Source organism: Ruegeria sp. HKCCD7251 (assembly GCF_013031165.1).
GTDB lineage: Bacteria > Pseudomonadota > Alphaproteobacteria > Rhodobacterales > Rhodobacteraceae > Ruegeria.
This window is the reverse complement of sequence record NZ_WPZC01000001.1, coordinates 668,145-688,718: the sequence shown is the minus strand read 5'-3', so window position 1 is coordinate 688,718 and position 20,574 is coordinate 668,145. Positions and strand designations below refer to the sequence as shown.

Here is a 20,574-nt window from a genome sequence, read left to right as displayed (position 1 = left end):
CCATGTTCTCAGCCCTGTTCATCAGCCGGCCAAAGCTGGCCCTTGTTATTTCGCTTGTCCTCACAATTATGGGCGCCATTGGGTATATGGTCCTGCCGGTCGCCCAGTTCCCCGACATCACGCCCCCTGTGGTCAGTGTGACGACAACCTACACCGGGGCCAATGCCGAGACTGTTGAAAATACCGTAGCCGCCCCGATCGAGGCGCAGGTAAACGGCGTGGACGACATGATTTACATGACGTCGACCTCCTCGGACAACGGAAGCTATTCGCTGAATATTACCTTCGAAGTCGGAACCGACCCGGATATCGCCTCCGTGAACGTGCAAAACCGCGTTGCGCAGGCTATGTCGTCGCTGCCGGCCGAGGTGACATCATCGGGGGTGGTTACGCAAAAAGCGTCGACGAACATGCTGTTGCTGGTCACGCTGACTTCGCCCGAAGGTACATATGACAGCGTGTTCCTGTCGAACTATGCCTCTATCAATCTGAAAGACGCGCTGGCACGGGTTCAGGGGGTTGGTAAGGCCGATGTTCTGACCAATCTGGAATACGCTATGCGGATCTGGATGGACCCGGATCAGATGGCTGCGCTGTCTATCACACCCGGCGATGTGATCAGCGCCATCCGCGAACAAAACGTCGAGGTGTCTGCGGGTTCGATCGGCGCCCCGCCGGTACCGAAGGGACAGACATTCCAATATACGATCAAAACCAAGGGTCGACTGACATCGGCGGAAGAGTTTGGTGACATTGTCATTCGGACCGGGGAAGCGGGCTCGATCGTCCGCGTCAAAGATATCGCTCGGGTCGAGTTGGGGGCTGAATACTACGCCGCCTCAGGTTATTTCCAAAGCGTCCCCGCGACCGTTATCGGCATTTATCAGGCCCCCGGCGCGAACGCACTTGCCGTATCCGAGCGGGTTGAGGCGGAACTGCAGCGCCTGTCCCGCTCGTTCCCGACGGATGTGGAATATCAGGTTCCGTTCAACACCACCGACTTTGTAGAGCAATCTCTGAAGGACGTTGTCTCAACCTTGATCCTGACCTTCATTCTGGTGATCTCGGTCGTGTTCGTGTTTCTGGGCAGTTGGCGCGCAACTATTATTCCTGCCGTTGCGATCCCTGTCTCGCTTATCGGGACGTTCGCGTTTCTGCTGGCCTTTGGAATGTCGCTAAATACGATCTCATTGTTCGCCTTGGTGCTTGCGATCGGGATTGTGGTCGACGACGCCATTGTTGTCGTGGAAAACGTAGAACGCATTATCGCGGATGAGGGGTTGCCCCCGGCAGAAGCGACCCGCAAGGCCATGGGGCAGATCACCGGGCCGGTGATTGCAACCACGCTGGTTCTGCTGGCGGTGTTTGTACCTGTGACCTTCATGCCCGGAATTTCAGGGCGGCTGTACTCTCAGTTCGCCGTGACGATTTCGACGGCTGTGGTCATCTCATCGATCAACGCCCTTACGTTGTCGCCGGCTTTGTGCGGACTTGTTCTGCGCGCCCGCTCTGGCCCGCCCAAGGGGTTGCTGGCTCTGTTCGAAAAGTTCATTGGCACGGTTCGGTCCGGCTATGTCGCGATCGTGCGCAAGCTGCTGATCCTGCCGGTCATCGCTTTGGGGATCGTTGTTGCCCTTGCGATGGGAACAGGAACAATCATGTCAAAAACTTCGAGCGGCTTTATCCCGCTTGAGGACAACGGCTACCTGTTCGTTGACATCCAGTTGCCCGACGCCGCAACGCTTGAACGCACCGAGGCGGTCTCGAGCCGCGTGGACGACCAAATTCGCCAAATCCCGGGCGTCGCAAGCACGGTTCTGATCAACGGCTTCTCGCTGCTGAATGGAACGATCACCAACGGTGCCGCAATCTTTGTGAACCTGGACAACTGGGATGAGCGTCAGGAAGACGACCTGAGCGCCAATGCGATTTTGGGCAAGGTACTGGCCATCGCAAATGGCGAATCCGCAGCCTCGATCGTGGCCTTCAACCCACCGCCTATTCAAGGTTTGGGCATGTCGGCGGGCGTCGAGATGGAAGTCCAGCAAACCGGCGGCGGCTCACCTCAGGATCTGGCATCTGCCGTGGGCTCTTTTGTGTACTCAGCCAACCAACGGCCCGAGATCGCACAGGCCTACACCACCTTCCGGGCAAACGTGCCTCAATTGTTTGTTGATCTGGACCGTGAGAAAGCCAAGACGCTGCAAGTGTCGGTGGCCGAAGTCTTCCAGACCATGCAGGCGCAATTGGGGTCGTATTACGTGAATGACTTCAACCTGTTTGGGCGGGTCTACCGCGTGATGATCCAGGCCGACGGAAGCTATCGCGACAACGTCGAGGATATTTCGAACCTCTATGTGCGCTCCACCAAGGGCGAAATGGTGCCGCTTGGAACACTGGTTGATGTTGAGAACGTGCTTGGGCCGGTTCTGCTGAAACGCCACAACCTGTTCCGGTCCGCGACGGTAACAGCAGTTCCAGCCGCAGGGCTATCAACCGGGGATGCGATCAATACAATGACCGAAGAGTCCGCGACCGCCCTGCCCCCTGGGTATGCCTTCGAATGGACCGGCACAGCGCAGCAACAGCTTGCGTCTGGCGGATTGGTCATCGTGATCTTGGGACTGGCAATCCTGTTTGGGTATCTGTTCCTTGTCGGGCAATACGAAAGCTGGACGCTGCCGGTCTCTATCCTGTTATCCGTGGTGGTTGCCCTGTTCGGGGCCGTTGCTGCGGTGGCTATCGTAGGCAGCGACATCAACCTGTATACGCAGATCGGGATGATCATGCTTGTGGGGCTTGCGTCCAAGAACGGTATTCTGATCGTCGAATTCGCAATGGAACAGCGCGCAAACGGTCTGCCGATCAAAGAAGCCGCAGCCGAAGCTGCGTTCCAGCGTTTCCGCGCGGTCATGATGACTGCCCTGTCTTTCCTGCTGGGTGTTGTGCCCCTTTTGGCCGCAAACGGAGCGGGTGCAGCCAGTCAGAAGGCAATCGGCGTCGCAGTGTTTGGCGGGATGCTGGCAGCGACATTAGTAGGGGTGATTGTTGTTCCGGTCCTCTACGCGCTGCTGCAAGGGTTGCGAGAGTGGCTGAAAGGCACCAAGAACGATCCCGGGCCGTCTGAAAAAACAGCCTGAACATTGAAAAAGGACCCCGCTGAAACAGCGGGGCCTTTTAGCGTATAGAGGATCACAAAGTTGATCATTGCCGCTTGTCCAGCCATCGCCCGATCTGGTCGATTTGGTCCGTGGTCAGCTTCAACCCAAGCTTATTGCGCCGCCACACAACGTCTTCGGCGGTTCTTGCGTATTCTTTATCGGCCAGCCACTCCAACTCGCGCTCAGTCAGTGTCGCACCAAACTCTTGGCCTAAGTCACTGGCGCTTTTGGCGTCTGCAAGAATGCCCCGAGCATCGGTGCCGTAGGCGCGCACCAGCCGCTCTGCCCACTCCCTGTTCAAGAAGGAATAATCAGCTTCCAACCCGGCAATCAGTTCCTGCACACCGTCAACCGGAAAGTCACCGCCGGGGAGTGCGACGCCAGCCGTCCAAGGGCCCGGCAGGTGCGGAAAATGCTCAGAAACCTTTTCAAGCGCGCTTTCGGCCAAGCGGCGATAGGTGGTGATCTTTCCACCAAACACATTCAATACTGGCGCACCACCCTGCGCATCCACCTTCAACGTGTAGTCCCGCGTGGCGGCCGTGGCGCTGCTGGCCCCGTCATCATAAAGCGGGCGCACGCCGGAATAAGTCCAAACGACGTCTTCCCGCGTAACAGGCGTTTTGAAATATTTCGACGCAAAGGCGCACAAATAATCCTGCTCGGCCTCGGTGCATACCGGCGGTTCAGAGGGGTTCGGATGATCCTGATCTGTGGTGCCAATCAGGGTAAATTCACGCTCGTAAGGGATAGCGAAGATGATGCGGCCATCTTCGCCCTGAAAGAAATAGCACTTATCATGGTCGAACAATTTGCGGGTCACGATATGGCTGCCGCGAACCAGCCGCACGCCCTCGCGCGAGTTCACACGGATTTTGGTCTGGATGATGTCGCCAACCCATGGACCTCCAGCGTTGATCAGCATCTTCGCCTGTATCATCCGAGTGTCGCCGCTGATTTCGTCGAGGATTGTGACATTCCACAGGTCATCTACCCGTTCGGCCGACATCACTTTGGTCCGAACCAAAATCTGCGCACCGCGGGCCTCGGCATCGCGGGCGTTCAGGACGACCAACCGCGAGTCTTCGATCCAACAATCCGAATACTCGTAAGCCGTTTCAAACCTTTCTTGAAGGGGGCCACCTTCTACCTCGGTCCGAAGGTTTAATGAGGTTGTACCCGGAAGAATTTTCCGCCCGCCAAGGTGGTCATACATGAACAGGCCCAAGCGGATCAGCCACGCCGGTCGCCTTCCTCGCATCCACGGCATGACAGTACTTAGCAAGCGTGACGTCGGCGTATCCGATTCAAACCGCATATCCTCGTGATAGGGCAGCACAAATCGCATCGGCCAGCTAATGTGCGGCATGGCCCGCAACAGGGTTTCGCGCTCGACCAATGCTTCGCGGACCAGCCGGAATTCAAAATACTCAAGATACCGCAGGCCGCCATGAAACAGCTTGGTCGAAGCCGAAGATGTAGCCGAAGCCAGATCGTTCATCTCGGCCAACACAACAGACAATCCACGCCCTGCCGCATCCCTGGCGATACCACATCCGTTGATCCCCCCACCGATGATAAAAAGATCGGTAACCTCTTCGCTGCGCCTAGCCATATCCAGTCGATTCCCCTTGCTGGCATATTCGCCGCCATTAACCCGGTGAGTGCTCGGTTCGTCAATGTTGATTTTCGTTTTTGTTCGTATTTGACAAGCCAAACGCCATAACTAACCGCAAATCAGAATGCAAATCCTAGTCCAATCCCTTGCATTTTCACCAAAAGCGAACAAAAACGAATACGCAGTACAGTTGGAGATGCCCGTGTCACTTTCATTCCGCCAGTCTGACATCCTGAAAATTGCCAAGCAGGACGGGCGCGTCATGGTTGAGGAACTGGCCGAAACCTTCAATGTCACCGTGCAAACCATTCGCAGAGACCTGTCAGAGCTTGCAGATATGGGAAAGCTGGACCGCGTGCATGGCGGGGCTGTGTTGCGGTCAGGTGTTTCGAACATTGGGTATGAAGACCGCCGTGCGCTGAATGCGGATACAAAGACCCGCATCGCGCAAACCTGCGCAAAAGACATCCCTGATGGCGCATCCCTTTTCATGAACATCGGCACCTCGACCGAAGCGGTTGCGCGCCAATTGCTGAACCATAAGGACCTGATGGTTGTGACGAACAACATGAACGTTGCGAATATCCTTGTCGAAAACACGGATTGCGAGATCGTGGTCGCCGGGGGCGTCCTGCGTAGGTCAGATGGGGGCTTGGTCGGAAACCTGACGATATCGACAATTGAACAGTTCAAATTCGACTATGCGGTGATTGGGTGTTCCGCCCTTGATGCAGAAGGCGATCTGCTGGATTTTGACTTTCAGGAAGTTCGGGTCAGCCAGACAATCATCGCCCAAGCAAGACAGACATTGCTGGTAGCGGACCATTCCAAGTTCCAAAGAACCGCTCCGGCAAGGATAGCTTCACTCGCTGAGGTTGATGTTTTCTATACAGATTTACCGGTGACTGGTGATCTTCAGCACAAATGTGCGGAATGGCAGACACGGCTGAATATAGGTCAGTAAGGCGCTGCATTCCCGTATTTGGGGCTTATTCTAAAACCCGTTCTTGTCAGGTGCGACTTAGCCTGACACTATCACAACATATTGCAATCGTTGCACGGCAGGGAGGGTCCGGGCCATGATCGCGCTTTTGTTTGCGTTGCTTACTGCCACCATGGGGCTGAATTACTTTCGATTGACCACAGCGGCCAATGTGCTGTTTTTCATCACCCTTGCGATGAGTGTCTACTGGTTCAAGTTCCATGCAACCAGCCAATTGACGATTCAACTATAGGGGGCTGCGATGACACCTGATCTGTCCCGAAACCTGAACGCCCTTGGCACTCTGGCCGTCAGTCTGGTTTTGCTTCTGGCCTATATCTATCAGTTAACCCTCTACGAACTACCCTGCCCCCTTTGCTTGCTGCAACGCGTTGGCTTTGTCGCCGTTGGGGTTGGGCTGGGTTTGAACCTTTTGTACGGCGCGCGGCCCAGACATTATGCGCTGATGCTGATTGCCGCGCTCTTTGGTATCAGCGTTTCGGTCAGGCAAATCCTGCTGCATATCGTGCCGGGTACGGGGCATTATGGCTCACCCGTACTGGGTTACCACTACTACACTTGGGCGGCGATCTGCTTTTTCCTGATCTTGCTGGGAACTGCCATCATGCTGATGTTCGACCGGCAATATGCTGACGACACATCCGATCGGCCTCGGTTCGGTGGCAGCACATTGGCGAAGGCTGCATTCTTCATAATGCTGGGCTTGGCCGCCTTGAACGCAATCTCGACCCTGCTGGAATGCGGCCCCGGCATCTGCGCTGACCCGCCGACGGACTACAAACTGATTGACGAACTGGGGACCAACAACTGAGGATGGGTCAACCGTCCCTCAAGGAGGCACGAGCATGGGACTATTGGGGCAGCCGCTGGGCTACTATGACTACCTGACATTTCTTGCACTGATATTGCTGCTTGCTGCGGTTATGGGATTGTTCCTGTTCCTGATGGGGCTGCCCGGCCGTATCGCGATCAAGCGAAACCATCCTCATGCCGAGGCGGTCAAGATCATGGGCTGGATGGGGTTCTTGGCGATCGTGCCTTGGGTTCACGCCTTTATCTGGGCCTTCCACGATGGAACAACCGTCGATATTCGCCGTATGCCAGACGATGAACGGGACGCCGTGCGCAAAGAAATCAAGCGGTTGGGCGGAACACTGACCGACGAATACCGCGATCCGCTTGACCCTGACGAGACGCAGAAAAGCTAAGCCAAAGGAACTGAAACACCATGTTTGTCGCCCTCGGCATTACGCTTTTCTACATCATTTTCGTCTGGTTCATTTTCTTCAAAATGCAATGGCTGCGCTTCAACATCGCCTGGGGCATCGTGTCCTTTTGGGTGGGCGCACACCTGCTGCTGATCTTCCTTGTTGCTTTGCGGTTCTTTCAACCGTTTTCCATCGACAGCCATGTTGTCCGCTCGACCATCCAGATCGTCCCCCGCCTGACCGAGCCGACGATCCTGACGGAGGTTTTGGTTGAACCCAACACCGAGGTCAAAAAAGGGGACCCGCTTTATCGTTTCGATGACACCGTTTTTTCGCTGGAAGTTGAAGAAGCCAACGCGCAATTGGTTGCCGCACAGCAGAACGCGAAGATCCTTGAACAGGACGTCATCGTTGCCGCAGAAGCCGTCGAACGCGCGAACGCCAAGCTTGCCTATTCGCTGACGCAACAAACGCGGTATGAAAACCTTGTTCCCGCAGGCGGCGCACGACAGGATGAGTTGGATCGCTGGAACGAACAAGTCACCGAAGACCAGGCGTCGATCAAAGAGGCCGAAGCGAACCTTGAAAAGGCGGAACTTGCTCTGAATTCTCAAATCGATGGGGTGAATACCGGCATCCTGCAAGCGCAGGCACAGTTGGAAAAGGCCGAGTACTTCCTTGAGAACACCACGATATACGCCCCTGAAGACGGGATGATCGTGTCGCAACAGGCGCGCCCCGGTCTTGTTGTCGGGGATATTCGTTTAGGTGCGATCGCCAGCTTTGTGACCAAGGATAACCCCTATCTTCTTGCGACTTATCGTCAGCAGAACCTCAAATTTGTTGAGCCCGGTCAAGAGGTCGAGGTCGCGTTGGACCTGTATCCGGGCGAAATCCTTACCGGCAAGGTCGAGGCGATCTGGTGGGCCACACGCCAAGGTCAATACCTGCCATCCGGCCGCCTGCCCGGTTTTGAACTGCCCAAATTGCCGGGTCGCATTGCGGTGCAGATCACGGTCGATCTTCCCGACGGCCACACTTTGCCCGCCGGTGGGCACGCAGCCGTGGCGATCTACACAGGCCAGGGCAAAAGCTTTGAGTTCCTGCGACGCATCAATATCCGGCTTTATTCCTTCGCCAACTTCATCCGACCACTGGACATCTGAGGACGCACGCCATGAACCGGGCCAACTTCCGCAGCAGGATCATCGGTACAGCACTAAGCGCAGCTTTGCTTGTGGCGTGCACACCAGTTGGCCCCGATTTCGTGCGGCCGAACTCTCCGGTCGTGAAGGAATGGATCGAGGTGAACAGCCCAAGCACAGGGCCCAGTGGCTTGACCTCGCGCAGCGCCCCCGTGGTCCGCTGGTGGGAGACATTCAACGACCCCACCTTGAACAAGCTGATCGCAGAAGCCTATGCCCAGAACCTTGACCTGCAAGTGGCAGGTGCCCGCGTTTTGCAGGCCCGCGCGCAGTTGGGTATCGCGTTTGGCGAGCTTTATCCGCAATCACAGGCTATCGGCGGCTCTATCGAACGGCGCCAAATCAGCGAAAATCTCGGGCCGATTTCGGACATCAACCGGATCATCCCTTTGGATACCGAATTTTCGACCTCGCAAGTCGGCTTTGATGCACAATGGGAGCTGGATGTCTGGGGCGCGCAACGGCGGGGTGTGCAGGCAGCACGATCTAACCTTGCGCTTCAGGTCGCCAACTATGACGACGCCTTGGTTACTTTGACAGGCGATGTCGCCGCGCTTTACGTCAACATCCGAGCGTTGCAAGAGTCGCTCTCTGTCGCACGTGAGAACATTCAGTTGCAGCAGGAAAGCGCGAACCTGACCGAACTCCGGTTCAAGAACGGCGTCACGACTGAGCTGGATGTTCAGGAGTCTCAAGCGCTGCTGAATAACACCAAGGCTCTGGTCCCCGCAATCGAAAGCGACTTGCAGCAAACAAAGAACGCGCTGGCGGTGCTGCTGGGCGCGACCCCGTCACGAATGTCCGGCCTGTTGGGAAGTTCTGGCCGCATTCCGTCCGCTCGTTCCAATGTATCTGTTGGTGTTCCGGCAGAGCTTTTGCGGCGCCGCCCGGACGTGCGTGCGGCTGAATTGGCGGCAGCTACGCAATCGGCGCAGGTCGGGATTGCTCTCGCGGACCTTTACCCACAGTTTATCCTGTCGGGTTCTATCGGAGTACAGGCTTCGGGCGGCCGCGATTTGTTTTCGGCGGCCAGCACGACCGGGCTTGCCAATGCCGGGGTGGTCTGGAACGTCCTGAACTATGGCCGGATCAAGAACAACGTCCGCGCGCAGGACGCGGCCTATCAAGCCCTTATCGCAAATTACCAGAACACTGTCCTGACGGCCTATTCCGAAGTCGAAAGCGCGATGGTCGCCTATTCTCAGTCCCGCAAGCAGGTCGGCTTTTATGAAAACAGCGTCGCGGCCTCACGCAAGGCGGCTGAGATTGCTGTGGATCAGTACCGTGATGGGGCTGCCAGCTATTCCCGCATTCTGAACACGCAAACCGCGCTGTTGCAGTCGCAGGCGAATTTGATCGAAGCCAGACAGCAGGTCTCCAGCAATCTGGTCGCAGTCTACAAGGGGCTGGGCGGAGGTTGGCAAATTCGTCAGAATCAGGAATTCCTGCCCGAGACCGTATTGGCAGAGATGGCATACCGCACGGACTGGGGCGACCTGCTGCAGGAAGCGCCCACCGGGGTCAGCCTGAACTGATCGCTATTTCGTCAAGCCCCTCAACCCGCCTGAGATAAGGATGTTCACCTCATACAATATTCGGGGGGCCGCCAGACCTCCGGGGCTGGCCAGATAGTTCGGGCTCCAGTCCGGATCGAACTTCTGCTTGAAGGATCGAAGCCCCTCAAAGTGATAAAACTGTTCACCATGTTCGTAAACGAACCCGCCAATGCGATTCCAGATCGAGGCAAGCTGACGGTTTTCGATCCCTGAAAACGGCGCGGCACCCAGCGAAAACCATTGGAACCCCTGCTCTGCCCCCCAAGACATCATCTCGGCAAACAGGGCGTCCATGACAAAGCTGGGACTGTCGGGCTCATACCGCATCAGGTCCAGCGACAGTTCAGATTTGTGACCACCCTGAAACAGATTGGCAAACGCAACGATTTCACCCGTCGCCCCGTTACGCAGAACCGCATGGTCAAAATATGAAAGGTATTCGTCGTCAAACCCACCAAGCGCGAAACCCTTTTCTTCACCTGCTTTTTGCGCGAGCCAATCATCGGAAATCTTCCGCAACTCGGGCAGAACCGGTGCAAGCTGCTCTTTAGGGATGATTTCGAACACATACCCCTCCCGCTCGGCCCGGTTTTTGGCCTGACGGAAGCGTTTGCGCGACTTTCCGTCCAAGGAAAAGTCATTCAGCGGCACACGCGCGACCTCACCGATTTTCAGAATCGACAGCCCCAGATCAAGAAAGGTCGGCAGGTATTTGGTCGAAACACTGTAGAACGCACAAAGCTTGCCCTCACGATCCGCCATTTCACGAAGTTGCCAGATCAGTTGCTGGCCGGCGGTCTCATCACCGACAGGCTCGCCCTTGCTGATCAGGGCATTGCCGGTATCGGCGTAGGCCAGAAAAGCGTTTTCCTCGGGCGACATCAAAAACTGCTTGTCGCCAGTCAATGAGATTTGCGCCTCGGTATCTTCGCTTTCCATCGCCAGACGTTCGACCGCTTTGGGGATCTCGGTGCGAACTGGTGGTGGAATCTCCCTTCCAAACAGCGTGTTCACGGCAACCACGCCCAAAATAACCGCCACAATCAGGCTGGAGCGTAGGAAGCGCGACGCATCACCGTTCCACGCGAATTCCCACCACAGGGAGTTTTGATATTCCACGTGGGAATAGGCGAACAAACCTATCCAGAAAATGACCGCCAGCAGGGCAATCACACTGACAAGCCACGGGATATTCAATCTGAAAATCGAAGCACCGCTGACGCGATAGAACGCGCCCCGGAACATGGCAAGCAAGCCGATTGTACCCAGCATACTAATGGCTTCATGCGTATCCAGGCCCTTGGTCAGTGACGCAAAAAAGCCGACAACCATTAGCAGCATGGCCACGATCCAAGCACGATAGAGTTTTCGGAACAGCCCGCGCGAGACAAGGATCAACAGAACGCCAACCGCGCTTCCTGCAAGGTGCGACGCCTCGACAAAAGATAAAGGCAGAAAATCCCGCAGGACCCCAAGGTTTTGGCTGCTGGTCGGAAGCGCCCCAGAGACAAGCAGGATCACCCCGGCAACGGCTGACACACCCGCAGCGACCATCGGCACGATGGGGCGTAGGACGCGGTAAACCCACGTGGCGGCTCCGCCAATTCTGCGACGATGCGTCAAGGCAGACGCGACCGCGATAGAAAGGCTGGCGATAGCGAATGGCAGGAACGTATAAACCAACCGGTACAGCAACAAGGCAGCAATGACGTCCGAGCGGCCCGAGGCCCCCAGCCCTGCGATCAACGTTGCCTCAAACGCGCCTATCCCGCCCGGAGCGTGGCTTAGAATACCGACTGCGATGGCGCCAATGTATACGGCAAAGAAGAACGGAAAACCGATGCCCAGATCATCTGGCATCAGGACATAAAGCGTCATGGACGCTCCGAACAGATCACCAATGGCCGCTAGGGTCAGCAATCCGGCCAGTTTCCCACCGGGTAGATTGAACCCCAGCCCCCCATAAGCCAGCCTGCGGCCGCCTTTTGCTAACCAAATCAACAACGTCGCAAGGCCGATAAGAAGACCGATACCTATGACGGTTTCGACAGTTTCGTTGATCGGCAGTATCTTGGAAATCCCGTCAGGATGAAGGGTCAACAGGCAGCCCAGCAACAAGACCATACCTGACCAGAACGCTATCCACGATGTAGCGATAACACCCGCGACCCGCCCAAGGTCCAGTCCAAGTGAGGCATAAATGCGGTACCTGATCGCCGTTCCCGTGATGTAGGAAAAGCCCAAACAGTTCGACACGGCATAGCCACACGCCCCCGCCATCCCCGCGACGGGCAAGGGAACTTCACCATCCGCCACGCTTTGAACTGCAAAAACGTCGTACATGGACAGGGAAACAAAGCTGAATGCCGTCCAGCAGACGGCAAAGAACATCAGTTTCCAAGACGTATTCGCCACGTCTGTCTGAACGTCTGACCATTTCACATGCGACGACAGCTCATGCAAAACGACCAGCGCGATCAATGTGACCAACACCGGAATTGCGATACGGACCAGAGGTCGCTCAAGAAAACCTGTCGCACGTTCGGCCCAGCGAACCGCCCACAGTTCTTCGCCTGTGTCCTGCGTCGTCATAATGTTCCCCTGCTCTCAGGCCCGATTATGGTCACTCGTGCGTATCACTACGCCGGGAAACTGTTGCACAATTTCATTGAACGTCAAAGCACTACGGGCGTCAGACGCGCCCCTTGCGGGTCGAGAGCAGCAGATTGGTCTCAGAACGGGTGATCCCTTCCATCCGCCGAATTTGAAAGAGGATCTCATCCAATTCGGCCAAGGTTTCGGTCCCGATTTCCGCAATCAGATCCCAGCTTCCATTGGTCGAATGCACGGCTCGAACCTGCGGCAAAGCCGCGATCCGCGACATGGTCCGTTCGGTGCCACGGCCTTCGATCTCAAGCGTCATCAAGCCGCGAACCGGGCTTTGCGCCACATCTTGCCGGGTCAGCACGGTAAACCCTACGATTTCGCCCGACTGCTTGAGGCGCTGCAAGCGGTTGCGCACTGTCGCGCGCGTTACTCCCAGCGTTTCGGCAAGCTCTGACAGCGACGCGCGGGCATCGCGGTGCAAAGCACTGAGCAATCGACCATCCAAATCGTCCATAACTACTTCTCACTTTGTATTGACAGATATCTTTTTGAACACTTTGCAGTCTATTCGCAACCCGCAACGAGTGGTTAGATAGTAATATGGATACAGGAAACGTAATATTGGTCGGCGCTCCGATGGATGCGGGTAAACGCCGGCAAGGTTGTCGAATGGGTCCTGACGCTTATCGAGTGGCAGGATTGGAGCAGGCTCTGGCAAACTTGGGACATACGGTTCAGGACGTCGGTGACATTCGTGCAGACGACACTGACATACCGCCGCATGATCACCTGTTTGCCCTGCCGGAATGCGTGGGCTGGACGTACGCGCTAAGTCGCGTCGCCCAAGAAACCGCGGCAAAGGGACTGCCTATCTTTATGGGCGGCGACCACGCTTTGTCGATGGGAACGGTCAAAGGCATGTCTGAATATGCCAACGGAATTGACCGCCCCCTGTTTGTGCTCTGGCTGGATGCGCATAGCGACTTCCACACGCCCGGCAGCACCGACAGCGGCAACCTGCACGGCACACCGGTCGCCTATTTCACCGGTCAGCCGGGTTTTGATGGCTTTCCGGCGGTAACGATCCCAGTTCCAACCGATCGCGTTGGCATGATCGGTCTGCGTTCTGTTGACCCAGCCGAGCGGCAAAGGCTTGAACAAGACAACGCGATGCTAGCCGACATGCGCAGCATCGACGAACATGGAATCAAAGCCCCTCTGATGGCATTCCTTGACAGGGTACGGGCAGCAAACGGAATCCTGCATGTTTCGCTCGATGTGGATTTCCTCGACCCCTCAATCGCACCAGCCGTCGGCACGACCGTTCCCGGCGGCGCAACCGAACGCGAAGCGCATCTGGTTATGGAGCTTCTACACGAAAGCGGGCTTGTGTGCTCATTGGACCTGGTTGAGCTGAACCCCTTTCTGGATGAACGCGGTAGAACCGCAAAACTGATGGTCGATCTGGCCGCCTCTTTGCTGGGGCGTCGAATCTTTGACCGCCCGACCCGGAGTTTTTGATGACACAACCTTCTGACAAGGCACTGGTGCCATTTGTTTCTGTCGACAACATGATGCGATTGGTACACCACATCGGCGTCGAGCGCATGATCACGCAGATCGCGACCCAGATTGAAGCCGACTTCAAGCGGTGGGAAAGTTTCGACAAAACACCGCGTATACCTGCGCACTCACCGCATGGCGTTATCGAGCTTATGCCAACGTCGGACGGTGAAGCCTACGGATTCAAATACGTCAACGGTCATCCCAAAAACACGTCAGAAGGGCTGCAAACCGTCACGGCCTTTGGTCTGCTGGCCGACGTGTATACCGGCTATCCCACATTGCTGACCGAGATGACGCTTTTGACGGCATTGCGAACCGCGGCGACCTCTGCGCTTGTGGGCAGCTATTTGGCTCCGAAATCGGCCACATCGATGGCTATGATCGGCAATGGCGCGCAGTCCGAGTTCCAATGCCTGGCCTTCAAGGCAATGTGCGGAATTGATACGGTGCGCTTGTATGACACCGATCCAAATGCAACTCAGAAATGCGCCTCGAACCTCGAGGCGTCTGGCCTGACGGTCGTCTGCTGCAAAACGCCTGAAGACGCCATTGAGGGTGCTCAGATCATCACCACCTGCACCGCCGACAAGAAATACGCAACAATTCTGACCGATAACATGGTCGGGCCCGGCGTTCACATCAATGCCATCGGCGGAGACTGCCCCGGCAAAACCGAATTGCACCGGGATATCCTGCTAAGGTCAGAGATATTCGTCGAATATCCTGAGCAAACCCGCATTGAAGGTGAAATTCAGGCGCTTGGTCAGGATCACCCCGTTACCGAAATGTGGCAGGTCATAACAGGTCAAGCGCCGGGTCGACGCGACGACCGGCAAATCACCCTGTTCGACAGTGTCGGTTTTGCAATCGAGGATTTCTCGGCCCTGCGCTACATCAAAACCGCAATCGACGGGACAGATTTCTACGAGCCGCTCGATATGCTGGCTGACCCTGACGATCCGCGCGACCTGTACGGAATGTTGATGCGAGCAAGTTGATTGGGGGCGCTGCCCCCGCCGCCCTGCGGGCGACTCCCCCGGGATATTTAGAGCCAGATGAAGTGCGGGATCCGTTCTTCATCTGGCCAAAAATATCCCGGAGCGCGAGGCAGAGCCTCGCAAAATACAAACTGCTAACTGGCAAGCGACGGAAGATAGAGAACTATGCCCGGGAACGCGACAAGCAATGCGATAGTGACCGCGTCTGCGACAAAGAAGGGGGTCACCCCTTTAAAAACGTCCTGAACACTCAGGTCTGGGCGTACACCTGCAACAACAAAGCAATTCAAACCGATCGGTGGTGTGATGAGGCAGAACTCGGCCATCTTGACTACAAGGATTCCAAACCAGATGGCACACATCGGCCCGGACATGCCAAAAGCACTATCTGCTGCGCTGACAGTCTCGCCCCCGTTCAGCGCCATGACCGCCGGGTAAACAACCGGCAAGGTCAGCAAGAGCATCCCGATGGCATCCATGAACATCCCCAGCACCGCATAGGCGAGCAAGATACAAATCAGGATCAGCATCGGGGACATTTCCAACCCGGTGATCCAATCCGAGAAAGCGCCCGGCAAGTCGGCAAATCCCAAAAAACGCACGTAGATCAGAACGCCCCAGATGATCGAAAAGATCATCGCCGTCAGTTTAGCAGTCTCAAGCAGTGCAGATTTTAACTCGGTCCAGCGCATCCCGTGGAAAAGAGCGAAGCAGAACACGATAAATGCGCCGATTGCTCCGCCTTCGGTCGGTGTGCCCCATGCTTTTTCACCAAATGGGTTATAGACGAAACAGATGATTATCAGGATCACGGCCACGATTGGAAATGCACCCGGCAGCGCGGCAAAACGCTGTTTCCATGTAAAGCCGGTGACCGGTGGGCCAACGGACTTGAACACAACCGCAATCCCCACGATCAGCAATCCATAGACCACGGCCGAGAACGCGCCCGGAATGAAACCGGCCAACAGGAGCTTTCCAACGTCCTGTTCAACGATAATGGCATAGATCACAAGGATCGCAGAGGGTGGGATCAATGACGCCAATGTTCCGCCAGCCGCAACCACACCCGCGGCGAATTGCTTGTTGTACCCGACCTTCAGCATCTCGGGGATCGCGATGCGCGCGAATACTGCTGACGTCGCAACCGAGGCGCCGGATACAGCCGCGAAGCCCGCCGTCGCGAATACGGTCGATACGGCCAACCCTCCCGGCACCCAGGCGACCCAACGCTTGGCCGCCTCAAACAATGCGCGGGTCAGGCCTGCATAGTAAGCAAGGTACCCGATCAGGATGAAAGTCGGGATCAGGCTAAGGGTGTGGGCTGCGACTTTGGAATGCGGCACCTGCCCCGCCGTTTTGACGGCAACCGTCAGAGCCTTGCCGAACCGGTCCGGGTCGTAACCGAACTTGGCCCAGAAAATCCAAACCAACCCCACCAATCCGGCCAGACCAGCAGCAAAGGCCACGCGCATACCTGTGACGACCAATACAAGCAGGCCACCGGTGACCCAGAGCCCGATGTCAATACTGTCCATCTACTCGTCCTGCCCCTCAAATTGCTCGGCTTCGGCTGCGGCTTGCGCGGTGGCATCCTGAATCAAGGGCACGGCCACGGGGTTTTCCAACCCAAGAATAAAGGCCCGCCCATATCCCCAGATTTGCAGGACCAAACGCACACACAGCACAGAAAACGCGACAGGTGCCAACAGTTTTGCAGGCCAAAGCGGGATACCAATGTCGATCGAGCTGTCGCGGCTCCACAATGGTGCGCCGAAATCGAGTGAGCGGTCGAAATGCGACCAGCTTCCCCAGACAAGAGCCAGCATCAACACAAGGATAAGGACGACCGAGATCAGTTCGAACAGCCAAAGCGCCCGACCGTGCAGGCGAGAGATCACGATATCCATACGTATATGTCCCCCGTCACGCTGAACGAAAGACACGCCAAGAAACGCAATCAGTGGCATGGCCTGTTCGATCCAGTCCACATAGCCGGGTAAAGGCGCGTTGAATGCGTTGCGTCCGCTGACTGACACAACCGCAAGAACCATCAGGCCAAAGACAGCGAGGCCGCTTATCAGGGCAAGAAACCGCTCTATCCTAAGCAGATGGTGATCAAGCCGGCTGAGGCGACTGCCATCTTCCAGCACCGTGGCCTGTCCTGCCATTCCGGTGATCCCCTTGTTTATTATTGGTATCCGGGTGCCCTGCCAGGCACCCGGAACATGCAGATCAGTTTCCGCTGCGCTGCTCTTGCAACGTGGTTTGAACCAGATCATACAAGTCCTGTGCAGGCAGACCCTGCGCAGACATGTCAGCAATCCACTGTTCACGGATCGGATCGGCGGCCTTTGTGCGGAATTCTTCGATCACCGCATCGTCGATCATGACCTTTTCAACGCCCTTTTCGGACAAAACGCCGTCCCACTGCTCCAACAGCCCGCCATAGTTGGCAAGGTAGTGTTCAATCGCTTCGTCGATCGAACTGTTGAGCGCTTCACGGTGCTCGGCCGGCAGTGCCTCATACGCGTCGATGTTTACAACAACGGGGCAGTTAACAGTGCCGGGGTTCAGGTTTGCGGTCCACCAGTCTGCTTCGTTAATGGTTCCAAAGGACAGGTGTGCGTGCTGGGCAAATGCAACAGTGTCAACAACACCTGATTCCATTGCATTGAACGCCTCGGTCGCGGGAACCGATGTCGGTACGCCGCCAACGGCCTCGAATGCCTGTCCCAGACCGCCCGTCGCACGTACCCGCATTCCATCGAAATCCGCCAAGGTTGCGCGCGGATCGCCTGTGCCAACAAGGTTATACTGCGGCATCGGCGAGGTCATGATGATGCGCGCGTTCCACTGGGCCATCTCATCCTGGACTGCTGGATGGTCGTAAACGGCATGGCTGACGGCCACTTCTTCGTCTAACGTGTTTACGCCCAGGAACGGCAGCTCCAGAACCGTGATCGCCCGGTTCTTGTCGCGGTGATACCCAGCGCAGAACTGAGCCATTTCAAAGGCTCCGATCTCGATCCCATCCAGGTTTTCACGTGGCTTGGACAAACCGCCATAGCTGACATTGATCGTAAATTCACCGCCTGTCTTTTCGCTGACCAGTTCGGCCAGCTTCTCAACATGCTCGGTAAAGGCGCGGCGCTTGCCCCAAACCGAGGCGCTCCATTCGGTTGCTGCGGCTTCGGACACGAAAGCAACGGTCAAAGCGGCGACGGCGGCACCGCTCAACATCTTATTCATCATGATTTCTCCCTTTGTTGCGCCTCCTACCGGGGCGCTTGGGAACAAAGCTAGCGCCAACATTTGAACGTGCCAACCCCCGGCACACAGTACATCCTCTTGTTCCTCGAATCTGTTGGGCGCTAACAACCAAAAGATGATTTTCTAATACCTATTGCCTATGGTTCAGATGTCAGCTTTTACACATCAATTCAATTACAACTAATCATCTGTTTTTGAAATATTTTTAGAAAAAATTTTTAAATTCATTTTCTGTTTTCCGAGATGCACAGAAATTTATTTACAAACTAATCTTTAGTTTTCTGTAATTTATTCCCTTGTTTTCAGTTCTCCGTATTATTCGGTACCGGGAGGATGCGGGTCGACATTGCCAAATCAGCAGGCAAAATCGGGCCCGTAAATTTCAGTCCTAGAGGGAGGAGCCTCAGAATGACAACCGCTGCCCAGGCAGATGCCAATGTTTATCCGCCATCCGCAGAAACCGTTGCGCGTGCACATGTCGATGCTGACAAATATTCCGAAATGTACGCAGCCTCCGTCAACGATCCCGACGCCTTTTGGGGCGAGCAGGGAAAGCGTATCGATTGGATCAAACCTTTCACCCAGGTCAAGGATGTCAGCTATGATTTCGGCTCGGTCGGAATCAACTGGTTTGCTGATGGCACGCTGAACGTTTCAGCCAACTGTCTGGATCGCCATCTTGAAACACGCGGCGATCAGACAGCGATCATCTGGGAGCCGGATGATCCAAATGACGCGGCCCAGCATATCACCTATTCGGAACTGCACCGTCGCACCTGCCGGATGGCAAATATCCTCGAGTCGATGGGTGTGCGCAAAGGCGACCGCGTGGTGATCTATCTGCCGATGGTCCCCGAAGCAGCCTATGCGATGCTGGCTTGTGCGCGGATCGGCGCGATCCATTCTATTGTGTTTGCAGGTTTCTCGCCGGACGCTCTGGCGGCGCGGATCAATGGCTGCGACGCGAAGGTTGTCATCACAGCAGACGAAGCGCCGCGCGGAGGCCGCAAGACCCCGCTGAAATCCAACGCCGATGCGGCGCTGCTGCACTGCAAGGACACTGTTAAATGCCTTGTGGTCAAGCGCACCAACGGCCAGACCACGTGGATCAGCGGCCGCGACTTTGACTACAACGAAATGGCGCTTGAGGCGGATGACTATTGCGCCCCGGCGGAAATGAATGCCGAAGACCCGCTGTTCATCCTCTATACCTCTGGTTCGACAGGTCAGCCCAAGGGAGTTGTACACACCACTGGCGGCTACATCGTTTATGCATCGCTGACCCACGAAGTGACGTTCGATTACCACGACGGCGACATCTATTGGTGTACAGCGGATGTGGGCTGGGTTACCGGCCACAGCTATATCGTCTATGGCCCACTGGCCAACGGTGCGACTACACTGATGTTCGAAGGCGTCCCGACCTATCCCGATGCAGGCCGCTTTTGGGAGGTTTGCGCCAAGCACAAGGTAAACCAATTCTACACCGCCCCTACCGCGATCCGCGCGCTGATGGGTCAGGGCAAAGAGTTTGTTGAAAAGCACGACCTCAGCGACCTGCGCCTGCTGGGCACGGTGGGTGAACCGATCAACCCAGAAGCGTGGAACTGGTACAATGACGTGGTCGGCCAGGGTAAATGCCCGATCGTCGATACGTGGTGGCAGACTGAAACTGGCGGTCACATGATGACCCCCCTGCCCGGCGCACATGCGACCAAGCCCGGCTCGGCGATGAAGCCCTTCTTTGGTGTGCAGCCCGTGGTTCTGGACCCGCAGTCGGGTGTCGAGATCCAAGGCAACGGGGTCGAGGGTGTGTTGTGCATCAAGGACAGTTGGCCCGGGCAAATGCGCACCATCTGGGGCGATCATGAGCGGTTCGAAAAGACCTATTTCTCGGACTACAAAGGCTATTACTTCACCGGTGACGGCTGCCGTCGTGACGAGGGTGGCGATTACTGGATCACCGGACGTGTTGACGACGTAATCAACGTCTCGGGGCACCGCATGGGCACCGCCGAGGTGGAAAGCGCGCTGGTTGCCCACGCTGCCGTGGCTGAAGCCGCTGTGGTCGGGTATCCCCATGAAATCAAGGGTCAGGGCATCTATTGCTATGTCACTCTGATGAATGATCGTGAGCCTTCGGATGATCTGCTGAAAGAACTGCGCACTTGGGTACGGACCGAGATCGGACCGATTGCCTCGCCGGACGTGATCCAGTGGGCGCCAGGTCTGCCAAAAACACGCTCGGGTAAAATCATGCGCCGTATCCTTCGCAAGATCGCCGAGAATGACTTTGGCTCGCTCGGTGACACCTCGACGCTGGCTGATCCGTCGGTGGTTGAAGACCTGATCGAAAACCGCGCAAATAAGTGAGGATGT

The 20,574-nt window shown here is 56.3% G+C and carries 16 protein-coding genes; 10 read left to right on the top strand and 6 right to left on the bottom strand.

The genetic code is table 11. From position 1 onward, the window contains the following. The first annotated feature begins 2 nt into the window (after positions 1-2). A complete protein-coding gene (locus GOX75_RS03360; protein WP_171121181.1) occupies positions 3-3,140 on the top strand; it encodes an efflux RND transporter permease subunit in 3,138 nt (1,045 codons plus the stop codon). A gap of 64 nt (positions 3,141-3,204) precedes the next feature. On the opposite strand, the gene glpD is transcribed toward GOX75_RS03360, so the two are convergent. Further along, positions 3,205-4,776 carry a glycerol-3-phosphate dehydrogenase gene (gene glpD / locus GOX75_RS03355; RefSeq protein WP_171121180.1) on the bottom strand — a complete coding sequence of 524 codons (1,572 nt, stop codon included), beginning with the start codon at positions 4,774-4,776 and terminating at the stop codon, positions 3,205-3,207. A 205-nt stretch (positions 4,777-4,981) separates the two neighbouring features. On the opposite strand from glpD, the gene GOX75_RS03350 reads away from it, so the two are divergent. The 6 genes from GOX75_RS03350 to GOX75_RS03325 all read left to right on the top strand — a co-directional run bounded on the left by GOX75_RS03350 (position 4,982) and on the right by GOX75_RS03325 (position 9,730). Continuing rightward, positions 4,982-5,743: a DeoR/GlpR family DNA-binding transcription regulator gene (locus tag GOX75_RS03350; protein ID WP_171121179.1), complete on the top strand. Its 762-nt coding sequence runs from the start codon at positions 4,982-4,984 to the stop codon at positions 5,741-5,743. A 115-nt stretch (positions 5,744-5,858) separates the two neighbouring features. Further along, a complete protein-coding gene (locus GOX75_RS03345) occupies positions 5,859-6,014 on the top strand; it encodes a DUF5993 family protein (RefSeq protein ID WP_171121178.1) in 156 nt (51 codons plus the stop codon). Between the two features lie 9 nt (positions 6,015-6,023). Then, positions 6,024-6,593: a disulfide bond formation protein B gene (locus GOX75_RS03340; protein ID WP_171121177.1), complete on the top strand. Its 570-nt coding sequence runs from the start codon at positions 6,024-6,026 to the stop codon at positions 6,591-6,593. 34 nt (positions 6,594-6,627) lie between these two features. Further along, positions 6,628-6,990 carry a DUF3302 domain-containing protein gene (locus GOX75_RS03335; RefSeq protein WP_170383924.1) on the top strand — a complete coding sequence of 121 codons (363 nt, stop codon included), beginning with the start codon at positions 6,628-6,630 and terminating at the stop codon, positions 6,988-6,990. Positions 6,991-7,010: 20 nt separating this feature from the next. Then, positions 7,011-8,156 carry an HlyD family secretion protein gene (locus GOX75_RS03330; RefSeq protein ID WP_171121176.1) on the top strand — a complete coding sequence of 382 codons (1,146 nt, stop codon included), beginning with the start codon at positions 7,011-7,013 and terminating at the stop codon, positions 8,154-8,156. Between the two features lie 11 nt (positions 8,157-8,167). Then, positions 8,168-9,730: an efflux transporter outer membrane subunit gene (locus GOX75_RS03325; RefSeq protein ID WP_171121175.1), complete on the top strand. Its 1,563-nt coding sequence runs from the start codon at positions 8,168-8,170 to the stop codon at positions 9,728-9,730. A 3-nt stretch (positions 9,731-9,733) separates the two neighbouring features. On the opposite strand, the gene mprF is transcribed toward GOX75_RS03325, so the two are convergent. Further along, on the bottom strand, positions 9,734-12,343 hold the full coding sequence (gene mprF / locus GOX75_RS03320; RefSeq protein ID WP_171121174.1) for a bifunctional lysylphosphatidylglycerol flippase/synthetase MprF: 2,610 nt from the start codon (positions 12,341-12,343) through the stop codon (positions 9,734-9,736). Between the two features lie 100 nt (positions 12,344-12,443). Then, the gene (locus GOX75_RS03315) at positions 12,444-12,872 is read right to left on the bottom strand and encodes an Lrp/AsnC family transcriptional regulator (protein ID WP_171121173.1); all 429 of its coding nucleotides are present in this window, start codon (positions 12,870-12,872) and stop codon (positions 12,444-12,446) included. Between the two features lie 86 nt (positions 12,873-12,958). On the opposite strand from GOX75_RS03315, the gene rocF reads away from it, so the two are divergent. Next, a complete protein-coding gene (gene rocF / locus GOX75_RS03310) occupies positions 12,959-13,879 on the top strand; it encodes an arginase (protein WP_171121172.1) in 921 nt (306 codons plus the stop codon). Beyond that, positions 13,879-14,922, top strand: coding sequence for an ornithine cyclodeaminase (locus GOX75_RS03305; protein ID WP_171121171.1), 1,044 nt, complete (start codon positions 13,879-13,881; stop codon positions 14,920-14,922). The genes rocF and GOX75_RS03305 overlap by 1 nt, the downstream gene beginning before the upstream one ends. A gap of 134 nt (positions 14,923-15,056) precedes the next feature. Here GOX75_RS03305 and GOX75_RS03300 read toward each other — a convergent pair whose 3' ends face one another. The 3 genes from GOX75_RS03300 to dctP all read right to left on the bottom strand — a co-directional run bounded on the left by GOX75_RS03300 (position 15,057) and on the right by dctP (position 18,174). After that, positions 15,057-16,460: a TRAP transporter large permease gene (locus GOX75_RS03300; RefSeq protein ID WP_171121170.1), complete on the bottom strand. Its 1,404-nt coding sequence runs from the start codon at positions 16,458-16,460 to the stop codon at positions 15,057-15,059. Further along, on the bottom strand, positions 16,461-17,093 hold the full coding sequence (locus GOX75_RS03295) for a TRAP transporter small permease subunit (RefSeq protein ID WP_171121169.1): 633 nt from the start codon (positions 17,091-17,093) through the stop codon (positions 16,461-16,463). A 64-nt stretch (positions 17,094-17,157) separates the two neighbouring features. Further along, on the bottom strand, positions 17,158-18,174 hold the full coding sequence (gene dctP, locus GOX75_RS03290) for a TRAP transporter substrate-binding protein DctP (RefSeq protein WP_171121168.1): 1,017 nt from the start codon (positions 18,172-18,174) through the stop codon (positions 17,158-17,160). A gap of 429 nt (positions 18,175-18,603) precedes the next feature. On the opposite strand from dctP, the gene acs reads away from it, so the two are divergent. After that, entirely contained in the window at positions 18,604-20,568 is a 1,965-nt protein-coding gene (acs, locus tag GOX75_RS03285; protein WP_171121167.1) for an acetate--CoA ligase, read from the top strand. Positions 20,569-20,574 lie beyond the last annotated feature (6 nt).

Excerpts from the sequence above, each read along its gene's own strand:
- GOX75_RS03360 (WP_171121181.1), top strand. The coding sequence starts at position 3 with ATGTTCTCAGCCCTGTTCATCAGCCGGCCAAAGCTGGCCCTTGTTATT.
- glpD (WP_171121180.1), bottom strand. The coding sequence starts at position 4,776 with ATGGCTAGGCGCAGCGAAGAGGTTACCGATCTTTTTATCATCGGTGGG.
- GOX75_RS03345 (WP_171121178.1), top strand. The coding sequence starts at position 5,859 with ATGATCGCGCTTTTGTTTGCGTTGCTTACTGCCACCATGGGGCTGAAT.
- GOX75_RS03340 (WP_171121177.1), top strand. The coding sequence starts at position 6,024 with ATGACACCTGATCTGTCCCGAAACCTGAACGCCCTTGGCACTCTGGCC.
- GOX75_RS03335 (WP_170383924.1), top strand. The coding sequence starts at position 6,628 with ATGGGACTATTGGGGCAGCCGCTGGGCTACTATGACTACCTGACATTT.
- GOX75_RS03330 (WP_171121176.1), top strand. The coding sequence starts at position 7,011 with ATGTTTGTCGCCCTCGGCATTACGCTTTTCTACATCATTTTCGTCTGG.
- GOX75_RS03325 (WP_171121175.1), top strand. The coding sequence starts at position 8,168 with ATGAACCGGGCCAACTTCCGCAGCAGGATCATCGGTACAGCACTAAGC.
- mprF (WP_171121174.1), bottom strand. The coding sequence starts at position 12,343 with ATGACGACGCAGGACACAGGCGAAGAACTGTGGGCGGTTCGCTGGGCC.
- GOX75_RS03315 (WP_171121173.1), bottom strand. The coding sequence starts at position 12,872 with ATGGACGATTTGGATGGTCGATTGCTCAGTGCTTTGCACCGCGATGCC.
- rocF (WP_171121172.1), top strand. The coding sequence starts at position 12,959 with ATGGATACAGGAAACGTAATATTGGTCGGCGCTCCGATGGATGCGGGT.
- GOX75_RS03305 (WP_171121171.1), top strand. The coding sequence starts at position 13,879 with ATGACACAACCTTCTGACAAGGCACTGGTGCCATTTGTTTCTGTCGAC.
- GOX75_RS03300 (WP_171121170.1), bottom strand. The coding sequence starts at position 16,460 with ATGGACAGTATTGACATCGGGCTCTGGGTCACCGGTGGCCTGCTTGTA.
- GOX75_RS03295 (WP_171121169.1), bottom strand. The coding sequence starts at position 17,093 with ATGGCAGGACAGGCCACGGTGCTGGAAGATGGCAGTCGCCTCAGCCGG.
- dctP (WP_171121168.1), bottom strand. The coding sequence starts at position 18,174 with ATGAATAAGATGTTGAGCGGTGCCGCCGTCGCCGCTTTGACCGTTGCT.
- acs (WP_171121167.1), top strand. The coding sequence starts at position 18,604 with ATGACAACCGCTGCCCAGGCAGATGCCAATGTTTATCCGCCATCCGCA.